The following is a 20,421-nucleotide window of genomic DNA, read 5'->3' on the forward strand; positions in this document are numbered from 1 at the left end:
AGCTAACAAAGTTGCTTCACTTAGTCCTCTATATTCATTTATTTTTAACAGCGCTGTTCTCCCGAAAGAGAGTTTTTACTTCGGACGAAGCAAAAGAAAAGGATATTTGGAATAGGACTAAGTATAAGCAGGTCCCAAACCACCCGGTTGCGACCCCTAGCCTTAAAATATCCCACTCTTTGGAAAACGACACTGGATTTTTAATGAAAAAGCAGTTCGATTGTGGTATAATAAATTAAGACCAAAGTAGCCGCAAACCCTTGATTTCATTGGGTTCCTTGCTAACTTGGTCTTATTATAACACGGTCACCGGCCCCGTTCTCTCCGAGAAGAGAGAGGATTTCTCCCTTTTTCAGGGAAAAATCCACATGATCGAGCGCTAAAACCAGAGGATACTGTTTCGTAATATTTTTCATTTCAACTACAACCATCAGCCGTCTCCTCCAATCGTTTCCGACTACTTCGTATACTGGTTTTCAGCCACCCAGGCGTTAAGCTCATCTGCCGTCTTACATGGCACCAGCTCTCCAGCCACCATTTTTTCCCTGATATCCTTCAGTGCCGTCTGAATCTCCTCGGGAATGGCTACATTGGAGCCTTCCGTATCACAGCCTACGACGCCCTCCCTGATGCCGCTCATATGGAGGCCCGGCTCCCAGGTTCCGTCGATCACCTTTTTCACTTCATTATAGACCATGTTTTCCACGCTTCTGACCGAAGAGGCCACGATATAATCCGGGTCCTCCGCATTCTGATTCGATCCGACGCCGAATGCGTAGCGTCCCGCTTCCTTTGCAGCGCCAAACACGCCCAGACCGGATGCTCCGGCGATACACTGGATAAAGTCAGCACCCTTGTTATACATGGAAAGACCGATCTCTTTGCCTTTTCCAGGATCGTTAAACGCTCCTACAACGCCTTCCAGCACTTCCACATCCGGATTCACATACTTTGCTCCCGCTGTGAACCCAACGATGCCCTCTCTTAAATTAGGCTGGTCCGCACCGATGATGACTCCAATGACGTTATCTGCATTCGCCTTGTCCATACTGCTCTTCGTCCCCAGTCCCGCGATAACGCCAGCAAGGAAGGTCTGCTCACACCACTCTGTCTGAAGCGTGCTCACACCGGTGATCTCTTCCGTTCCATCGACCAGTGCGATCCTCTGATCCGGGAACTCTTCCGCGATCTCTTTTACCGCCTCCTGCTGGTCGGAACCGACAGCAATCAGCAGATCGTATTCTTCCGTCTCTGAGAACTGCCTTCCCAGAGGAACGAAATCACTGATGGCATTGGGCTCCACATAGTCAAACTCGATCCCTAAGTCCTCCTGCGCCTTCATGATTCCGGCATATGCCATGTCATTGAAGTTCTTATCGCCAAGTCCTCCGGTACCGAAGATCACGCCGATTTTTGCAGTCTCCTTACCGGTGCCAGCCTGTGTCCCGGCTGCTTCCGTGCCTCCCTGTGCTCCGGCGGCCTCCGGGCTCCCCTTCGTGTCTGCCGTCTTTCCGGCGCATCCTGTCATGGATACCGCCATTATCACTGCCATAGCTGCTGCTGCGATCCTCTTTTTCATTGCTCTTCTCCTTCTTTTTTCAAGATTTTCATCTGTATTTCATGTATATATTGTACTAATTTCCATTTAAAACATAAATAAAAGCTGTGTACTTTGTCATGAAGTATTTTAACTTCTTTTCAGTCCACAGCTTTTTTATCTATCACTATTCTGACTTTCTGTCACTTTGTTGACATCTCGTCATTTCCGGCGTCACTCCCATATAGTCGTGATACACCTTTGAAAAATAGCTCGGCGCGGCATATCCCACCGCGTACGCAACCTCATAAATCCGCATATCCGTGCAGAGCAGCAGCTCCTTCGCCTGATTCAGCCGGTAAAGCATCAGATAAACGGAGAAATTCTTTCCCGTCTCCGATTTAAACCGGCGGCTTAAATATTCCGGCGACCGGTAGACCGCCTGGGCCACCTCCTTTAAGGAGAGATCCTGGTTCCCGTAGTTGTCGTGGATGTACTGTATCGCCTCCCTGACACTCTGGGAATAGTTTAAATAGTTATCAGAGTAAAGCTCCCCTATGATATAAGTGCAGAATTCCCGGCATTTATCGAGGGTCCATCCTCTGTCGATCTCCGGCTCCTCCTGGCTGTTTTTACAGTATTCCAGGAAAATCTCCTCCAGCCCCATAACGAAACTCATACAGGCCTCCTTGGCCCAGCCCACGTCCTGGCACGGAACATGATCGAAAAAGGAAAACCACTGGTCTATATTTTGATTCAGCGTATCCCTGTCCTCGTGCATGACGCGGTTTAAGAGCTTCCGGCATTCCTTTTTAATTGTATTCCGTTCCAGCCGCTCGCCGTTTTCCGCTATTTTCGCCGGAAAGAATCCCTTTTTATAGAAGAAATCGTACTGCAGCATCCTCTCCGCCTCTTCGATTCCTTCCATCACCCGGTCGATTCCGTGCAGGCTCCGGCTGGAGACAATGATCCCAGGCTCCCGTTCATTCCAGTAGCTCACAAAGGCCTGAACGGCTTCCTTTAACAGTTCCCCGCTTTCCGCCTGCAGGATCAGGTAAATACTCTCATTTCTCAGCACCGGCCGCAGAATATGAAGTTTCTGATCCCTGATAAACCCGTCCAGCTTCTCCTTCTGTCCTTCACTGCTCCGGCTTCTCAACGCCACGACGGCGAAGTCCAGCTCCTCCATAAAATGGTGTTTCTGCCAGAACGACCGGATAAAGGCATCGTCGTCCAGGCGGTGACAGCAGGTGAAGATATCGAGATAGCCGTTTGAGTAGCAGTCCTCCTCCTTCGCTTCCAGAAGGGCCGCCCGCTCGCTCTCGATCTCTAAGAGCGCTTCCAGAATGTCCTGTCCGCGAAGCTCTGACTTTAAAAAATACTTCTTGGCTCCATAGGTAATGGCCTCCCTGGCATAAGAAAATTCCGCATAGTTTGTAAGAATGATAAACGAGACGTACGGCATCTTTTCCAGAAGCTTCTTCATCAGCATCAGGCCATCCATCCCCGGCATTTTGATATCGGTGATCACTGTATCCACATGGTGTTCCAGCGCCAGTTCCAGGGCATCGTTTCCGTTTTCCGCCACTCCCACTATCTCAAAATCCGGATGATTGCCGCGTTCAATGCTGAATTGTATCCATTCTCTGATGGGTGTTTCATCGTCCGCTATCAGTATTTTCATCTAAATTCTTTCCTCTCATATTTACCGGCATGCTTAAGATCACCTCGGTTCCCACACCTTCCTCGCTTAAGATCCGGATCCCGTATTCTTCGCCGAAATTCAGCTTTAATCTCTCGTTCACATTGCGCAGGCCAACCTTGTTCATATTCATGCCCTTATCCAGGACAGTGCTTAATTTATCCTCATCCATGCCGATTCCGTCGTCCTTTACACTGATACAGAGCGTCCTGGGGCATGTTTGAAAATTGCTTTCTGTCAGATGTACGTCAGCATCGAGATAGCTCCTGATTACGATATGGCAGACCTGCTTCTTCTGAAGACTGTAAAAGATTGCATTTTCCACAATGGGCTGCAGTATAAAATCCGGGACAATACAGGAAATCGTATTTTCCGGCATGTCAAACTCCACCTCGAAACGGTCCCGGTATCTTGCCTTCTGGAGGTCAATATAATAGAGGAGAGTCTCCCGCTCCTCTCTCAGGCTAATCATTTTCTCGGAACTGGAGAGCGTCTTTCTCAGTATTTTGGAAAAATCAATCAGCATCTTCTCGGCGGCCTCATTTTTTCCCATCTCCACATAAAACCGAATAGAGCTGAGCGTATTGTAGATAAAATGCGGGTTGATCTGCGTCTGTAAAAAGTCCAGCTGCAGCAGATGTTTTTTCCGCTCCATCACGCCGATCTCATCGACCTGGCTCTCCAGCTTCCCGACCATGTAATTGAAGGAATCAGCGATCTCGGAAAGCTCTCCTTTTCCCTTTTCCGCCTCCTCGATCCTGGCCTGAAGTTCTCCGCGGGCCACCATGTCCATCTTATTCTTTATGGCGTCGATCGGCTTTAATATCACCCGGAGGGAGACGGCTGTCACCGGCAGAAAACAGACGGCGAACACTGCCAGCAGCAGAAAGGAGAAGAACGTCATCCTGTCGATCGGCGCAAAGAGATGGTGGATATCCGCATTCTCCAGCAGGAACCATTCCGTTCCTGAGATATTCTCATAGAAATAGACATTATCCGGAAATGCCTTCGATATCCCATAACCGGAGCCAAGAGCCTCCCGGTTCTGGATGACGATATCATTTTTCTGGTAGGGCAGCCCGATATGGTTCTTATTCTTGCCGGACAGCACGATGCCTTCCGCGTCCACAATGCAGTAATCCCTGTCTTTTTCAATCATGTCCGAATAGGAATCGTACAGAACCACCTCGCTGAACTGCATCAGGGCATAACCGCGTACACTGCCGCTTAACAGGTCCTTAATTGGCTGGGTCAGGTAAAAACTGTGGCGGTAAAGCCCCTGCTCCTGCCCACTCTGCAGCGGCCCGCCCAGATATCGATTGTCCTTCGGATTTTTCTGCTCCAGAAGCGCCGCCTGCTTAAGCGCCTCCCTGGCCTCCTCCTCCGGCAGCTCCGGAGAGTCACTGGCATAACGCAGCTCATCCAGATCGTAAATATAGATCCGGAACTTATTGCCTTTCTTATAATTCCCGTAAATCTCATCGCGGATATACGCGTCGATCTCTTCCGTGTCCCCCTCACCGCCTACGATCCAGTCGATCACGCGGGTGTTTTCCGTAATCTTTTCCAGACTTTCCTTAAGACTCCGGATGGTCTCGGCCGGCTGCCGGATCGTCTGGTTTAAGATCGAACGGTGCAGACTGATGATCTCATCCCCCACCACGCTCTTGGAAAACCTGGTCATCATAAACACCAGAACGCCCACCAGTATGATGATCAGCAGAAGCATCTTCAGGAAATAACGCTTCATATAGCTGAGTCTTCTTCCGGAACCTTTCGGCGCCGCATGCTTCATCTCCCGGATGCTGTCACTGATCCGGCTTCGTATCTCGTTCCATCCCCTCATATGGTTCTCCGGCAGCCGTGCAGGGCTGCATACTCTTCTATTTTAATATGGTTATACTTTACCACAGAGAATATGGATTTTCAATGACGTCTGAGCAAAGATTGCCGCCCACCAGACCCCTGCTCCGCCGCATTTTGCAAAAAAAAGAACAGCCCGCCAATAATCCGGCGGTACTGTTCCCATTTACATATCTTAGAATAACGGAACTACTGCACCCTGATACGTGTCTTCAATATACTTCTTTACGGTATCGCTTGTCAGCGCATCAATCAAAGCCAGAGTCGCGTCGGATTTCTCCTCGCCTGCGCGAACCGCTACGATGTTGCCGTATGTGGTGGCTGCGATCGACTGGGAATCCTCGGTAACCAGAGCATCCGTCACCTTTAAGCCTGCCTCGATGGCGTAGTTGCCGTTGATAACGGCGATGTCCACATCACCCAGGGAGCGCGGAAGCTGTGCGGCCTCGATTTCCATGATCTTTAAGTTCTTGTCATTCTTTACAATGTCATTCTTTGTTGCTTCCAGACCAACGCCTTCCTTTAACTCGATCAGGCCGTTGTCAGACAGGAGGAGAAGCGCTCTCGCTTCGTTGGATACGTCGTTCGGTACCGCTACCTGCGCTCCGTCCGCTAAATCTGCCAGGGAAGCGGTCTTTCCTGCATAGATTCCGAACGGTTCGTAGTGGATTGCACCTGCGGATACGAGATCCGTGCCGTTTTCCTGATTGAACTGCTCTAAGTATGGGAAGTGCTGGAAGTAGTTGGCATCCAGATCACCGGATTCCAGCGCCAGATTCGGCTGTACGTAATCGGTGTACTCCTTGATTACCAGATCGTAACCCTTTTCCTTTAAAATGTCCTTGGCTGCCTTTAATATCTCTGCGTGAGGTGCCGGGGAAGCTCCCACCACCAGCTTCTTTAATTCTCCGGCTGCTGCCGTTGTCTCATCGGCCGGTGCAGCGCTTTCGGTCTCCTTGGACTCTGTAACAGCCGCTGTTGTCGTCTCGGCATTCGTCTCCTTGCTGTTTCCGCCGCAGGCGGTCAGTGCTCCCGCTGCAAGCAGCGCGGCAGCCAGTACGTAAAGTGATTTTTTCATAATTGTTTCCTCCTTTTTGTTGTGCAGTTTCCTGCGCCTCTTGATTGCTACGGTGACTCGTGCGCAAAGCGTGCGAGTGACCGTTTTTATGGTAACGCCTTACGGCCATTACTTCTTTATGATCTATGATCTAGCGGATTCGCTTATCGCTGACGCGGGACAGCTTCATGCCTGCCTCCTGTATGATCTGGACGATGATAACAAGAATCGCCACGGTTACGAACATCATCTCTGTCTGATAGCGGTAATAGCCGTATTTGATGGCAATATCGCCCAGACCGCCGCCGCCGACAAAGCCGGACATGGCCGAATAGGACAGGATGGTGGTCACCGACAGCGCGGCTCCCACAAGCAGGGAAGGCTTCGCTTCCGGAAGGAGCACCTTCCATACAATCTGCATGGTGGAAGCCCCCATGGACTTGGCTGCCTCGATAACTCCCGCATCCACTTCCTTGAAGGACGACTCCACGACTCTCGCCACATAGGGCGCGGCCGCGATTACCAGCGGCGGGATCACCGCCTTGGCGCCCAGCGTCGTTCCGACGATCTTTTTCGTAAGCGGAATCACCATGATCAGAAGGATGATAAACGGCACCGAACGAAGCAGGTTGATGGCCAGGCCGAGAATCTTCTGAAGCCATGGAACCGGCCGGATTCCGTCCTTATCCGTCACAATCAGGATAATTCCCAGCGGAATCCCGATTAAATAGGCAAAGAAGGAAGATGTGAATGTCATGAACAGTGTCTCCCATATTCCTGTTTTTAACATATCGAATGTAGCAGCATCAAATGTCATAATCCGTCACCTCCTCAAATGGTACTTTGGCTGTTTTTAAGTAATTGGCCACCCGGTTAGCATCGACCTCATCCTCGGGAAGCTGGATCACCATCTGTCCCATGGCCGTTCCGTTTATGTCGCGCGTCTCCGCGTGGATAATATTCACCGGCACCTTGCAGGCCAGGATCATATTGGATAACACCGGTTCGAAGGAGGAACGTCCGTCGAAGGAGATTCTCACCCGTCTGGACTTTCCAAATCTCGCCGCCTGCTCGGCCGCGTCTCCTAAGATCAGCTGCCGCCCGATCTTCGACTTCGGCTCGGAGAATATCTCCGATACGCTTCCCACTTCTGCGATGTGGCTCTGGTCAATGATGGCCACGCGGTCGCAGATCGCTTCGATGACGGTCATCTCATGGGTGATCACGACTACCGTAACGCCCATGGTTTTGTTGATCTCTTTTAACAGGGCCAGGATCGACTTCGTGGTGTTGGGGTCCAGCGCGCTGGTGGCCTCATCACATAAGAGGATCTTCGGATTGGTGGCCAGTGCCCTGGCGATCGCCACCCTCTGCTTCTGTCCCCCCGAAAGCTGAGACGGGTACGCGTCCTTGCGGTCCGCAAGCCCTACAAGCCCTAACAGCTCCATGGCCCGCTCTCTCGCTTCTTTCTTCGGTGCGCCTGCGATCTCCAGCGGGAAGCAGACATTCTGAATGACATTTCTCTGTGCCAGCAGGTTAAACTGCTGGAAGATCATGCCCATGGACTGTCTCGCCTTTCTCTGATCCCGTCTGGACATGGACGCCAGGCTCCTGTTCTCAAACAGGACCTCTCCGGAAGTCGGTACCTCCAGATAATTGATGCATCGTACCAGCGTACTCTTTCCCGCACCGGAAAGACCGATAATTCCAAAAACTTCTCCCTGGCAGATCGTCAGGTTGATGTCGTCCAGCGCCTTGATCGGGCCGCCCGACGTCCTAAACTCCTTGCCCAGCCCCACCAGCTGAATAATTGGTTCTGATGACTGCATGTCTTTCGTTTCCTTTCTTTTCCATACTGTTTAACGGGTATGCCCGAATCCGGCAGGCCGGCCCGCACGCCGAAGCACGGTCGCTTCAGCGGCCAGGCTTCCTCAGCGCGGAGTGCGCATACCCGATAAATGAGCAACTTCCCTATTACCCAAAAAGGCCGCAAGCCCTGCACAGACTTGCGACCACAGCGATTCAAGATTCAATCTCCCTGTTTGCCATAAACTTCAATCACAATCCATACAAATGAATATCATTTTCGATTTTTTACGCACATTGACATACGGCACATCATCATGCCGTTCATCATGTACATATTCATCTGCATGGCTTTAAACTGGTTCATAGCGGTTTCTCCCTTCGCCTATTCCTATAGTTCGACTAGGATTTTAACTTATGAGGCGTATTTTACGCTACATCATACCATTTGTCAAGTGTTAATTCGTCTGACAGACAGATTTTAGGAACAGAGATCGATAATTACCTGTGCAAACATCTTTGCACTTACGATCAGTTCCTCGATGACTGCGAACTCATCGGCTCCGTGCATGCGGTTATCCGTCTCCGGCATGGCGGCGCCAAAAGCGACTCCGTTCTTCAGCTCGTGAACGTAGGTACCGCCTCCGATGGCGATACACTCTCCCTTACGGCCTGTGTACTCCTCGTAGGTGCGAAGAAGCGTGCTGATGAATTCGGAATCTCCATCCACGTGATGAGGCGGCCTCATGGAGTCATTCAGAAGGGTAAATCCTTTTTCCGCCATCTTTGCCTTTGCTACATCCAGTACATTCTCTTTTGTGGCGCAGATCGGGCATCGGCTGTCGAAGGTACCATCCAGCTCGCTGTCAGAGATGGTGAGCAGGCTGAATGCCAGCGTTAAATCTCCTGAGATCTCATCGCTCATGGCGATTCCCAGAGCCTTACCGGAGGTGTCGCCGTGAGGAATCAGTTCCAGAAGGCGGTGAGTGGTACTGATCTGCTCGCAGGCCGCAAACGGCAGTCTCTGAATCAGGACAAGAAGACCTGTCAGCGCGTTGTTGCCCTCTTCCGGTTTGGACGCATGAGCGCCTTCACCGATGGCTGTGATCGTCGCAAAATCTTCCTCCACTTCGAATTCAAAACGGATACCGGTTTCTCCGGTCACTGCCTCAGCGGCCTTCTCCATTACCTCCACATCGATTCCCTGAACCACAGCGCGGGCTTTTCCCGGCACTACATTGACCTTTAAGCCGGCTTCCACGGAAACCAGCTTCGGCAGTGCCTCAGACGGAGCGAAGGAAGCGGTGAAGTGACCGTTTAATGAGCCTTTTTCCGTGTTGACCACCGGGTAGGAGCCGTCCGGTGAAAATGTCATCGGAGCCTCTTTTTCAATCGCATAGTAATGCGCAATGTCAGAGCTTCCGCACTCCTCGTCGGTTCCCAGAATCAGGCGTGCATTCTTCTTAAGAGGAACTCCCAGCTCTTTCACGGCTCTCATGGCGTAGAGCGCTGCGACTGCCGGTCCCTTGTCATCTGCGGTACCGCGTCCAAAGAGCTTATCGCCCTTAACCACCGGCTCAAATGGTTCTGTTTCCTTCCAGCCTTCTCCTGCCGGAACGACATCAAGATGGGCCAGAATATCCAGCTGGCGTTCTTTATCATTCAGGTCTGCGGTTCCCACGTAATTATCGTAATTGGTGATGGAGAAACCATAGGCCTCAGCCATGGAAAGTGCCTCAGCCAGTGCGGTAAATGCTCCCTGACCGTATGGCATGCCTTCTTTATACGGCATTTTCTCACTGTTAATGCGGCACAGAGTACAGATGTCATCAAGCATCTCCTGTCTGTGTGCCTCGATAAACTCTTCAATCTCTTTTCTGTACATGTCTTATCCTTTCCTGCGGCGGTAAAGCCGCGTGTTATTTCATCATGGAAGCCAGAATCTCATTAACAGCCTTGCCGTCCGCCTTGCCTTTTACCTTCGGCATCAGGACTTTCATAATCTTTCCCTTGTCTGACGGCGCCGGCTTTTCGATCCCCAACTCAGCCAATACGGCTGTCACTACCTCACGGATCTGCTCCTCGCTCATATCCTCGGGCGCAAATTCCTTATAAACTGACAGGCGGTAAGCCGCCTCCTCGCGGATGTCATCCCGGTCCGCAGGCGCTGTATCAAAGGTCTCCTGGGACTGCTTGATCTCTTTCTTCACAACCGTATTCGCCTCGTCCTCGGTAATCGGCTCGTGATCCTTTTTATCGATTTCGAAATTCTTCAGTGCAGAAAGAAGCATGGATAATGCATCTTTCCTCTGCTTGTCTTTCGCCTTCATGGCTTCTACCATCGCTGCCCTGACTACATCAATCTTACTCATATCTGCTGCCTCCTTATTGATTTACCTTTAATTTTTACCGAACTCACTGAGCTTCAGGCCCGGATTGCGGTCCAGAACCATGCCCACGCTCCAGCTGTTGACAAACAGCAGAAGCGGATTATCCTTCAAATCCTTGATGCGCTTCATGTCGGAGGTTCCCTGAATCTTCGCCACATCAATCTCATCCTTATTCTCTACCCAGCGGATGTATTCATACGGGAGCTTCTCCAGCTTGACTTCCACGTTGTACTCATTTTCCAGGCGGTAGGTGAGAACCTCGAACTGCAGTTCGCCGACTACTCCGACGATGATCTCCTCCATGCCCGTATTGAACTCCTGGAAAATCTGGATGGCGCCTTCCTGGGCGATCTGGTTCACGCCCTTTATAAACTGCTTCCGCTTCATGGTGTCCATCTGGCGCACTCTGGCAAAATGCTCCGGCGCAAACGTGGGGATTCCCTCGTATTCAAACTTCTCATTGGACAGGCACAGCGTGTCTCCGATGGAGAAAATCCCCGGATCAAAAACGCCGATAATATCGCCCGCGTACGCTTCCTCCACGATTTTTCTGTCCTGAGCCATCATCTGCTGCGGTTGGGACAGCCGGAGTTTCCTGCCGCCCTGCACGTGGTTTACCTCCATGCCGGCCTCAAACTTTCCGGATACAATTCGCATAAATGCGATTCTGTCGCGGTGGGCCTTATTCATATTCGCCTGAATCTTAAACACAAAGGCCGAAAATTTCTCTTCAAACGGATCGATCACACCCTTATCCGCCAGTCTCGGCAGCGGCGTTGTCGTCATCTGAAGGAAATGCTGTAAAAATGTCTCCACGCCGAAATTCGTCAGCGCCGATCCGAAAAATACCGGTGACAAGTTCCCTTTCCCGACACGATCCATATCCAGTTCGTCGCTGGCTCCATCCAGCAGTTCGATGTCCTCCATCAGCTGGTGGTGGTAATCCTCGCCGATCAGCCAGTCCACCTGGGGATCGCCTAAAAGTACCTCGGTGGCATCAACCGTCTTCTGTCCGCCCATAGCGGCCTGGAAGGTGGTGATCGTCTTCTTGTTTCTGTCGTAGACACCCTTAAACTCATGGCCGCAGCCGATCGGCCAGTTGACCGGACAGGTACGGATTCCAAGCACCGTCTCGATCTCGTCCATCAGTTCAAACGGATCCCTGGCTTCCCGGTCCATCTTGTTGATAAAGGTAAATATGGGGATGTGTCGCATGACACAGACCTTGAACAGCTTGATCGTCTGCGCCTCAACACCCTTGGAACCGTCTATGACCATGACCGCGGAATCCGCCGCCATAAGGGTCCGGTATGTGTCCTCCGAGAAATCCTGATGCCCCGGGGTATCCAGGATATTAATGCAGTATCCGTCGTAATTAAACTGCATTACCGAGGAGGTAACGGAAATACCTCTCTCCTTCTCGATCTCCATCCAGTCTGAGACCGCATGCTTTGCCGCCTTTCTTCCCTTAACGGAGCCCGCCAGATTAATGGCGCCTCCGTAAAGCAGAAACTTTTCCGTCAATGTCGTCTTACCGGCATCGGGGTGGGAAATGATGGCAAAGGTTCTTCTCTTCTTTATTTCTTCAGTTATATTCGACAAAATGTTTCCTCCAATTTTACGTGTCAATCTTTTTTATTGTATTATTATTCCATTACAAAGTCAAGATTCATGTGGTGAAGCGGACATTCCTCTTTAACAGGACGCTTCGAAATGCTTCAGCCACATTTTCACGAGAGGAATCCAGCTCTGGCACTGTTCCACCACCTGGAAGCCGTTCCCGGCTGTCTCCTCGTCGGCCAGAGAAAGTCCGTGGCCGCCGGTGGGATAGATATGAAGTTCGAAGTTGACATTCTTCCGTTTCATGGCGGCTGCCAGAAGCAGGCTGTTTTCCACCGGAACGTTTTCGTCCGTATACGTGTGCCAGATAAATGCCCTCGGCGTCTGTTCCGTCACAAAATTCTCCAGGGAAACCGCGTCTCTCTGTTCCTGGGTCACATCGTCCCCAAGCAGACGCTTAAAGGAATTCACGTGCGCGTACTCGCCGCCTGTAATGACCGGATAACACAGGATCAGACCATCCGGACGAATCTGTGCGGGTGTTCTGCCGATCGCATCATATACCAGCTCATTGTCCCAGAATACGCCAAGACTGCAGGCCAGATGGCCCGCAGCGGAAGAACCGCACACGATGATCTTTGCCGGATCGACCTTCCACTCTGCCGCGTGTTCCCTGACATAGGCGACCGCTTCCCCAAGCTCTCTCACAGAGGCTGGGAAATGGTTCGGGGCAACGCTGTAGTCGAGAATAAAGGCATGGCATCCCATGGCCATAAACTGAAGCGCCAGGGGCTCACTCTCCCGATCCGATCTCTGCCAGTATCCGCCTCCGGCACAGACGATCACAGCCGGCCGCTTTCTCTCCGGCGCCACACTCACTTCTTTTATCAGATATCCGGTGAGCAGCGCCGGTCCTGTCAGCTGCCCCGGAACTATAATTTCTTTTTTCTCTGTATTCATGATGATTTTTCCCCTTTATCATTCCATTTTATTTATCTGCTGATACGGCAAGTATCTCATCCAGCAGCCGGTCGGCGACCTCTTCCTTCGTCATCTTTTCCAGCTCCAAGTTCCGCTCTCTCGTGATGATGGTCACGACGTTCGTATCGGTGCCGAAGCCGGCGCCTTCCACCTTCAGATTATTTGCCACAATCATGTCAATATTCTTTTTATCCAGCTTCACCCTGGAATTCTCCAGCATGTTCTGGGTTTCCATGGAAAATCCGCAGAGAAACTGGCCTTCCCTCCGGTGCGCGCCCAGCCATTTTAAAATGTCATCGGTCCGCTCCAGCTCGATCGCCATATCTCCGTCCGTCTTCTTCGTCTTTTCCGTGCCCACTGATTTAGGCCGGTAATCCGCCACGGCCGCCGCCTTAATGATAATATCCTGTTCCGCCGCCGCTGCCGTCACCGCCTCGAACATGTCTGCGGCACTTTGGATCTCGATCAGCTTTACGAAACGCGGTTTGGGCGTGCCTGTCTTTCCGGTCACCAGCGTCACATCAGCCCCTCGCAGAGCCGCGGCCTTAGCGACGGCATAGCCCATCTTGCCGGTAGAATGGTTGGTGATATAACGGACCGGATCTATCGCCTCTCTCGTAGGACCCGCTGTGACGAGAATCTTCTTTCCCTTCAAATCCTTCTGCGCCCCGATCTCCTGTTCAATGTAGTCGAACAGCTCGGCCGGCTCCGGCATCTTTCCCGCTCCCGTATCACCGCAGGCCAAGTAGCCCACCGACGGTTTTATGACTTCCATCCCATACTTTTCACAAATCTTTATATTATCCTGAACAATCGGGTTTTCATACATATTCGTGTTCATGGCCGGTGCAATGATCTTCTTGCAGCGGCAGGCCAGCACGGTCGTCGTCAGCATATCATCGGCCAGCCCGTGAGCCAGCTTTGCGACCACGTTGGCGGAAGCCGGGGCAATCATCACCACGTCCGCCTGCTTGGCGAGCGCCACATGCTCCACGCTGAATTCAAAATTCCGGTCAAAGGTATCTACAAGGCATTTATTTCCTGTCAGTGTCTCAAACGTGATCGGATTGATAAAATTAGTCGCATTCTCTGTCATCAGTACATGGACATGGCAGCCCTTTTTCACCAGCATGCTGGCCAGTCCGGCCGTCTTGTATGCCGCGATACTTCCCGTAATTCCCAGAACAACATGTTTTCCTTTCAGCATAAACGTCTCCTGCCTCGCTTCTTTTTATTTCTGCTTACATTGTTATTTTGCCTAAAATGTGGTAAACTCGTGAAAAACCTCACTAAGTTCGTGAAAAACCTCACTAAGTGCTCATAGTATACCATTCGTACTAAATTCGTGAAAGACCTCATTAAGTACTCAGGTATGACTCGCACTAAGTTCGTGAAAAACCTCACTAAGTGCTCATAGTATACCATAACCTCTAAATTTTGGAAAGGAGTTCCCTTTATGATTTTAGCAATTGACATGGGAAACAGCAATATTGTAATCGGCGGTATTGATGACAGCCGCACCTGGTTTGTGGAGCGTGTCACCACGAACCTGGGGAAGACAGACCTGGAATACGCAGTTAATATCAAAGACATTATGGCAATCCATAACCTGCCGCTTTCCTCGATTGAAGGGGCCGTGGTCTCTTCCGTCGTTCCGCCGCTGACGGACGTGGTGCTCTCTGCAGTTAAGAAAATCACCGGAAAGACGCCCATGCTGGTTGGCTCCGGCATGAAAACGGGACTTAATATCATCATGGATAATCCGAAGACCGTGGGGAGTGACTTAATTGTTGATGCCGTGGCCGCGCTTAAGGATTACCCGTCTCCCATTATTATCATCGACATGGGAACCGCCACCACCATGTCCGTCATTGACAGGGCGGGCAACTATACAGGCGGCATCATTTTCCCGGGGCTCCGGGTTTCTCTGGATTCTTTGAGCAGCCGCGCGGCCCAGCTTCCCTACATCGGTTTAAACAGACCGACCCGGGTCATCGGCAAGAACACCATCGACTGCATGAAAAACGGTATTCTCTATGGCAATGCCGCCATGATTGACGGCATCATCGACCGCATGGAAGAAGAGCTTGGACAGGCCGCAAGCCTCGTAGCCACGGGCGGTCTGGCCCCTTCCGTCCTCCCGCTCTGCCGTCATAAAATCAATTACGATGAGGCGCTTTTATTAAAAGGTCTCCTCATTCTTTACGAAAAAAACAAATAAAATCCGCAGCTCACGCGGCGGACCGCAAACATTCACTGGCTCATCTGCGCACCTGATGTATGAGCCAATGTGATAAACAGGCACTTTGCGGACCGCCGCCAGAAAATGGAAATAAAATTTAAATCTGGCATCGTATAAAAGCCTCCGAATAAGTACATCATTCCTTTATGACTAAAAAGAATGATGCGGAGGGAAAGACATGCCTGTATACAAAGTAGAGATCTGCGGCGTTAACACTTCAAAGCTGCCCCTTTTAAACAACGAAGAAAAAGAAGCCTTATTTAAGAGGATCCTGGATGGCGATATGGAAGCCAGAGAGGAATATATTAAGGGTAACTTAAGACTGGTTCTCAGCGTCATACAGCGTTTTTCAGGCAGTAACGAAAATGTGGACGACTTGTTCCAGATTGGCTGCATCGGCCTGATCAAAGCCATTGACAATTTTGACATTACACAGAACGTACGCTTTTCAACGTATGCCGTTCCCATGATACTGGGCGAGGTACGCCGCTATCTTCGGGATAACAATTCGATCCGTGTCAGCCGTTCCTTACGCGACACCGCCTATAAAGCCATCTATGCAAAAGAAAATCTCATGAAGAAAAACTTAAAAGAGCCTACCATCATGGAAATCGCCAATGAAATCGGCGTCAGCAAGGAGGACATCACCTATGCTCTGGATGCCATTCAGAGCCCTGTCAGCCTGTACGAGCCTGTATATTCCGACGGCGGCGATCCACTCTTCGTCATGGACCAGATCAGTGACAAAAAGAATCTGGAGGAAAACTGGGTGGAGGACATCTCCTTAAATGAAGCCATGAAACGCCTTCCCGAACGGGAACGCCACATTATCGACATGCGCTTCTTCGAGGGAAAGACCCAGACTGAGGTAGCCGAGGAGATTCACATCAGCCAGGCCCAGGTCAGCCGTCTGGAAAAAAACGCACTCAAAAGCATGAAGGGATACCTTTCGTAAAAATAGAGAGAAATACGTAATCAGATAGAAGCATCGAACTGCATTTCCGTTATGAGCTTATAAATAGGAAGGAAATTCAATAATTTTGAATTTCCTTCCTACTTTTATTTATTCTATAGAAATATTTTTTCTTCAAAGGTTGCCAGCCGTTAGCTTTTAAAACGCATTTTAATTAGACTACTATGCGTAGTCATATCTAAGATGCTGATCATTTTTTCAAAATTGCCATCGGATGCTGTTATATTATAATTTTCAGCTCAATTCAGCTCTTTTATTGACAAAAACTTGTGTAAATGGTATGATATATACGACTAATAACATTAGTCGTATATATCATACCATTGGGAGTGAGTTGAATGAAGCAAGATATTACACCTGCTGAGCAGGCCATTATGAACGTCTTATGGGAAAGTAAACACTGGATAACTATCAATGAATTAATTATATATTTATCTAAATCTTTTTTCTTTATCTATCCATAAGTCCGCAAATGCTGGAATATCCCGTATTTACGGACTTTTTTTCACTTTTCAATAGGTAGATACCATACTTAACTCCGCATATTTCCGCTTCATTCTGCTTTCAAAAGTAGTAAATTGGTAGTAATCCAGCCTTTTACTACTAAGCTACAAATCGCTGTAATTCTGATTTTACAGTTTCAAGTGAAGCGTGAGTGTAGAGGTTCAATGTAATTGTGATATTGGAATGTCCCATGACATATTGCAGTGCTTTTGGGTTCATTCCTGCGTTGGCTAACCTTGTGCAGAATGTATGACGCATGACATGAGGTGTAATCTTCGGTAACGGTTCTTCATACTTGCTGTTGTACTTGTCTACAAGTTTTCGGAATACAGTTTCATAATTTACTGCCACCTGTGGATTGCCATTGCGGTTGATGAATAAGAAATCACTATATCCGTCAATCACAAGGTTCTTCGGTTTCCTGCGGTGTTTCAGTATGTTTTGAAAGGCTTGATACACTTCGTCACTCATTGGTATCTGTCTGATACCATTTTCTGATTTTGGCGGTTGTACCACATATCCCGTTTTAGACAGCTTGATAAGTTGGTGGTCGATATTGATTACTCGGTTTGTAAAATCCAAGTCCTTTACAGTCAGTCCGCAAAATTCAGAAATACGAAGTCCAGTCCGCAACAAAATGATAACTTCATCATAATGCTTTCGGTAACAAACATCACTTCGCATAAAAGAAAGTAGTTTTTCTTCCTGCTCTTTCGTCAATGCTTGTCGTGCTTGTGTGTCGTTCTTCATCACACTACTTAAGCTAAAATCAAATGGGTTCTTTCTGATACAATCGTCATGCAATGCCATTTTAAATGCTGGCTTCAATGCTCTTTTATAAAAGAGAACCGTTCCGTATGCTAACCCGTTATCCCTCAATTCAAGTAGCCACGCCTTAACATCTGAAATCTTAATACCGTCAATGCTCCTAGCTCCAAACTTATCTTTTTTCAAGAACTCCAACAAATAGTGATAGGTATTCTGTGTACTGGCTCTTGTATTTCTCTGTTGTTTCAGATACTTCTGAAAAAGTTCATACACCGTCATTTTCTTTCCAGCGGTATTGATACCGTCGTTAAGGTCTTGACGTATTTCCTGCTCCTTTTCCCGTAAGGAAATATCCTCACGTTTTCCTGCTGGCGTTCTGTCCGTAGGCACAAGTTTCCAAGCATACACAAATTGCGGTTTTCCAAATGCGTCTATATATTTGTATGCGTATCTCCCGTCTTTTCTCTGGCTCTCACCCGTTCTTAATATACGATTTTTGCTGTCCCGTCTTTTTTCTGACATCTCGTTTTGCTCCTTTCAGAACGGAAAGAGCTTCGATATGAGATATTATAATTATACCACATACGAAGCCCTTTTTCACTATATAACATTTAGCGTATCAAAGAATTTCTCAAAGGGTTTACGCTTAATCTGAATACGGTTTCCATTCATTACAAACCAGTCAGCGTCGGGATTTTCCTCTACCAATCTACGCAACTTCTTCTCGCCAATGCGGAAGTATTTAGACGCTTCTTCTAAGGTAAGCGAATACTTTTCCCAGATAGGCACATCAGTATTGTTTATCATATAACCATACCCCCTTTACTGTGTGTCATTTTTTACAAGCAGGCAGACGGCTTTGGAAAGCTCCATTAGTATTTCAACTATTCCCATTCTTGTGGTCAGAACCGCACCATGCGGAAGTATCATTATTCTGTGAGGGTAGGTCGTGGCAAAGCGACTTTTCCAACGGTCGCTCTCGGATCACTGCGTGGGTCGCTCGCTTTCTTTTGGAAAGGTCGTGGCGTACAGTTCCCGTGGCTTGCTACCTCACAAACGTATCTGTCTGCTTTATTCAGTTTTCAAAGAACTATCGGCTATTCAGCCTATCAAAATCAATTCTAGTCAAATTGATTTTAATAGAATGACAAGTGAAGTGGCAGGAAAGGGGGAAGTACCAAACTTCACTTATATGTATTACATCACTACAATTTCAAAATTCATCAGCATATCAAGTAATGCTGTCTGAACTCTGTTTTTTAAATCAGCGTCCACAACCATGCAAACATTACCGTATTCGTCATACAATTTACGCAAGCATAATTTGGAAATGTAACCGTCATAAAACTTCAAAACGGTTTCAACCGCTTCTGGTTCGCCCTCTGTGGCTGATAAGATTACCTCAAAAGGCAAATGCTCATGTTTCTTCATTTACGTTCCTCCATGATTTTTTTCATTGTTTCAAGTGTTTTTGTTCTATGATATTGGACGTTAGAACGTGGGATTTTGATAAATTCGCTGATTTCACTATCGGACATATCCATAAAGTAGGACAACAAAATAATGTTACGTTTCTTTTCTGTCAATGTTTTAAGAGCTTCGCTTAACTGGTCGTCCTCAACCCATACTTCAATGCCTAAAATATTAAATACGGTGTAATCACTTTCGTATTTATCAAATGTTCCAAAGCGTTCCTGCTCATAATCTGGAATATCAGAAAATGGACATTCTCGTTTTTCACGTCGCTTCATATCACGATAGCCTTTTTTGACAGCTCGTTTGATAACCTTTTTTGAAAGACAATCAAACTGTGCTTCAATGGCTTGTTTGAAAGAAGATGTTTTCATTTGCTCACCTCCTTTCCGTGCTGGATTGAAATGAACTTCTGTTCATTTCCCCCTTTCCGCACCCTAACTTCCCAAAGAGGTGTCAAACTACCAAGATTTTCAAAAAATTATTTCTATAAAATAAAAACAGCCCATTTGAATGTAACTACACAAACAGGCTGTTATATAAATGCTATCTATATGAATTTTTAACTCATGTAATGGGTATGATGATTGAAGCACTAGACAGAAATAATTATCCAGTTGAGAACGACGTAGCGTTCTTCTATATGTAATCATGGCATAGCCCCCTCAAACCAGAGCTATACCAAAAGAAAAGGACAGCTTTGGTTATATCCAAAACCGTCCCGTAATCGTTTTTAAGACGTGCAAAAGCATATTATCCAAGAACGGTTTTTTTTATTTACCGCACACGATAATATCTTTTGAATTATTACTGCATACTATATGCACTTTTAACACATTCTAAATACATGGCATGAAGTTTAAACTCATGCTAGGTGGTTTAAAATGAGAAAAAATAAAGAAACACAAACCTTTGATTTCAGACCGTTAGGACTGGCAATCAGAGAAGCCCGTGAAAAAGCAGGGCTATCCCGTAATGATTTAGGCGATAAGGTATTCTATGGAGAACGCCATATCGCAGATATTGAAAATATCGGTTCACACCCAAGTTTTCAATTATTCCATGATTTAGTTACCATGTTCAATATATCGGTTGATGAATATTTCTATCCACCAGAGAAAGTTGAGAAAAGTACAGCTCGCCGTCAGATAGAAACATCACTTGACTTATTGAGTGATAACGAATTAAAAATCATTCAAGGTACGATTGACGGTATCTTGAATAGCAGGGAAAGCAAGAAGTAATCAGCTTCTTGTTTTCCCATTTTTCTTTTAAGCAGTATTTCTTTAGCATTTGTTTGCTGATCTGCTCCGCAGGGAGCAAACAATATTAGATTAAACCTTTGTCTTTTTCGTAATCTTGTAAATATATTCTTCTGGTGTAGGGCGTTTATTTCCAAAATACTTTTTGAAATTTGCCTGCACCTCTGGGTCGGTACTGTTCATAGCTTCATCAATGGTAGCCTGTATTTCTTCCCGTATAGTTTCCACAGGGACACCGCTTGCCTTTGCACCAACTTTCAAGGCTTTTTTTATATCGTGTTTTTTCAAATCAATCATAAACAT

20 protein-coding genes are annotated in these 20,421 nt (G+C 48.1%); 3 read left to right on the forward strand and 17 right to left on the reverse strand.

The window, feature by feature from the left end; genetic code table 11:
* Positions 1 to 281 precede the first annotated feature (281 nt).
* The 12 genes from M1L66_RS19745 to coaBC all read right to left on the reverse strand — a co-directional run bounded on the left by M1L66_RS19745 (position 282) and on the right by coaBC (position 14,103).
* Positions 282 to 431 carry a galactose ABC transporter ATP-binding protein gene (locus tag M1L66_RS19745; RefSeq protein ID WP_412300086.1) on the reverse strand — a complete coding sequence of 50 codons (150 nt, stop codon included), beginning with the start codon at positions 429 to 431 and terminating at the stop codon, positions 282 to 284.
* A gap of 26 nt (positions 432 to 457) precedes the next feature.
* Complete coding sequence (locus M1L66_RS19750; protein ID WP_117630825.1) at positions 458 to 1,579, reverse strand: BMP family lipoprotein; 1,122 nt, start codon at positions 1,577 to 1,579, stop codon at positions 458 to 460.
* 145 nt (positions 1,580 to 1,724) lie between these two features.
* Positions 1,725 to 3,221: a response regulator transcription factor gene (locus tag M1L66_RS19755; RefSeq protein WP_434687733.1), complete on the reverse strand. Its 1,497-nt coding sequence runs from the start codon at positions 3,219 to 3,221 to the stop codon at positions 1,725 to 1,727.
* Positions 3,196 to 5,085, reverse strand: a complete 1,890-nt coding sequence (locus tag M1L66_RS19760; protein ID WP_434687735.1) for a sensor histidine kinase — start codon at positions 5,083 to 5,085, stop codon at positions 3,196 to 3,198. Before M1L66_RS19760 ends, M1L66_RS19755 begins: the two co-directional genes overlap by 26 nt.
* A 192-nt stretch (positions 5,086 to 5,277) precedes the next feature.
* Positions 5,278 to 6,180, reverse strand: a complete 903-nt coding sequence (locus M1L66_RS19765) for a MetQ/NlpA family ABC transporter substrate-binding protein (protein WP_434687737.1) — start codon at positions 6,178 to 6,180, stop codon at positions 5,278 to 5,280.
* 130 nt (positions 6,181 to 6,310) lie between these two features.
* Positions 6,311 to 6,976: a methionine ABC transporter permease gene (locus tag M1L66_RS19770; protein WP_002603580.1), complete on the reverse strand. Its 666-nt coding sequence runs from the start codon at positions 6,974 to 6,976 to the stop codon at positions 6,311 to 6,313.
* Positions 6,966 to 7,988 carry a methionine ABC transporter ATP-binding protein gene (locus tag M1L66_RS19775; RefSeq protein ID WP_002603579.1) on the reverse strand — a complete coding sequence of 341 codons (1,023 nt, stop codon included), beginning with the start codon at positions 7,986 to 7,988 and terminating at the stop codon, positions 6,966 to 6,968. The genes M1L66_RS19770 and M1L66_RS19775 overlap by 11 nt, the downstream gene beginning before the upstream one ends.
* A 458-nt stretch (positions 7,989 to 8,446) precedes the next feature.
* On the reverse strand, positions 8,447 to 9,850 hold the full coding sequence (locus M1L66_RS19780; RefSeq protein ID WP_434687740.1) for a Sapep family Mn(2+)-dependent dipeptidase: 1,404 nt from the start codon (positions 9,848 to 9,850) through the stop codon (positions 8,447 to 8,449).
* A 34-nt stretch (positions 9,851 to 9,884) separates the two neighbouring features.
* Positions 9,885 to 10,337, reverse strand: a complete 453-nt coding sequence (locus M1L66_RS19785) for a GatB/YqeY domain-containing protein (RefSeq protein ID WP_187019280.1) — start codon at positions 10,335 to 10,337, stop codon at positions 9,885 to 9,887.
* Between the two features lie 27 nt (positions 10,338 to 10,364).
* Positions 10,365 to 11,957, reverse strand: coding sequence for a peptide chain release factor 3 (locus tag M1L66_RS19790; RefSeq protein WP_117630829.1), 1,593 nt, complete (start codon positions 11,955 to 11,957; stop codon positions 10,365 to 10,367).
* 93 nt (positions 11,958 to 12,050) lie between these two features.
* On the reverse strand, positions 12,051 to 12,875 hold the full coding sequence (locus M1L66_RS19795) for an alpha/beta hydrolase (protein ID WP_434687743.1): 825 nt from the start codon (positions 12,873 to 12,875) through the stop codon (positions 12,051 to 12,053).
* A 28-nt stretch (positions 12,876 to 12,903) separates the two neighbouring features.
* Entirely contained in the window at positions 12,904 to 14,103 is a 1,200-nt protein-coding gene (gene coaBC / locus M1L66_RS19800; RefSeq protein WP_187019275.1) for a bifunctional phosphopantothenoylcysteine decarboxylase/phosphopantothenate--cysteine ligase CoaBC, read from the reverse strand.
* A gap of 249 nt (positions 14,104 to 14,352) precedes the next feature.
* Between coaBC and M1L66_RS19805 the strand changes: the two genes are divergently transcribed.
* Positions 14,353 to 15,117, forward strand: coding sequence for a type III pantothenate kinase (locus M1L66_RS19805; RefSeq protein WP_002603572.1), 765 nt, complete (start codon positions 14,353 to 14,355; stop codon positions 15,115 to 15,117).
* Positions 15,118 to 15,316: 199 nt separating this feature from the next.
* Positions 15,317 to 16,093 (forward strand): RNA polymerase sporulation sigma factor SigG, encoded by a 777-nt coding sequence (gene sigG / locus M1L66_RS19810; protein WP_002603571.1) that lies wholly within the window; start codon positions 15,317 to 15,319, stop codon positions 16,091 to 16,093.
* Positions 16,094 to 16,714: 621 nt separating this feature from the next.
* Here sigG and M1L66_RS19815 read toward each other — a convergent pair.
* From M1L66_RS19815 to M1L66_RS19830, 4 genes are all read right to left on the reverse strand, one after another.
* On the reverse strand, positions 16,715 to 17,905 hold the full coding sequence (locus M1L66_RS19815) for a tyrosine-type recombinase/integrase (protein ID WP_021399658.1): 1,191 nt from the start codon (positions 17,903 to 17,905) through the stop codon (positions 16,715 to 16,717).
* Between the two features lie 78 nt (positions 17,906 to 17,983).
* Positions 17,984 to 18,190 carry an excisionase gene (locus tag M1L66_RS19820; protein WP_009588271.1) on the reverse strand — a complete coding sequence of 69 codons (207 nt, stop codon included), beginning with the start codon at positions 18,188 to 18,190 and terminating at the stop codon, positions 17,984 to 17,986.
* 390 nt (positions 18,191 to 18,580) lie between these two features.
* Entirely contained in the window at positions 18,581 to 18,814 is a 234-nt protein-coding gene (locus M1L66_RS19825; RefSeq protein WP_009588285.1) for a helix-turn-helix domain-containing protein, read from the reverse strand.
* Complete coding sequence (locus M1L66_RS19830) at positions 18,811 to 19,230, reverse strand: RNA polymerase sigma factor (protein ID WP_009588276.1); 420 nt, start codon at positions 19,228 to 19,230, stop codon at positions 18,811 to 18,813. The genes M1L66_RS19825 and M1L66_RS19830 overlap by 4 nt, the downstream gene beginning before the upstream one ends.
* A 510-nt stretch (positions 19,231 to 19,740) precedes the next feature.
* Here M1L66_RS19830 and M1L66_RS19835 point away from each other — a divergent pair.
* Positions 19,741 to 20,100 (forward strand): helix-turn-helix transcriptional regulator, encoded by a 360-nt coding sequence (locus M1L66_RS19835; RefSeq protein ID WP_009588264.1) that lies wholly within the window; start codon positions 19,741 to 19,743, stop codon positions 20,098 to 20,100.
* 90 nt (positions 20,101 to 20,190) lie between these two features.
* Here the strand turns inward: M1L66_RS19835 and M1L66_RS19840 are convergent, their stop codons facing one another.
* Positions 20,191 to 20,415 (reverse strand): hypothetical protein, encoded by a 225-nt coding sequence (locus M1L66_RS19840; protein ID WP_009588263.1) that lies wholly within the window; start codon positions 20,413 to 20,415, stop codon positions 20,191 to 20,193.
* Between the last annotated feature and the right edge of the window lie 6 nt (positions 20,416 to 20,421).

This window comes from Hungatella sp. SB206, from assembly GCF_051132295.1.
Lineage (GTDB): Bacteria > Bacillota > Clostridia > Lachnospirales > Lachnospiraceae > Hungatella > Hungatella effluvii.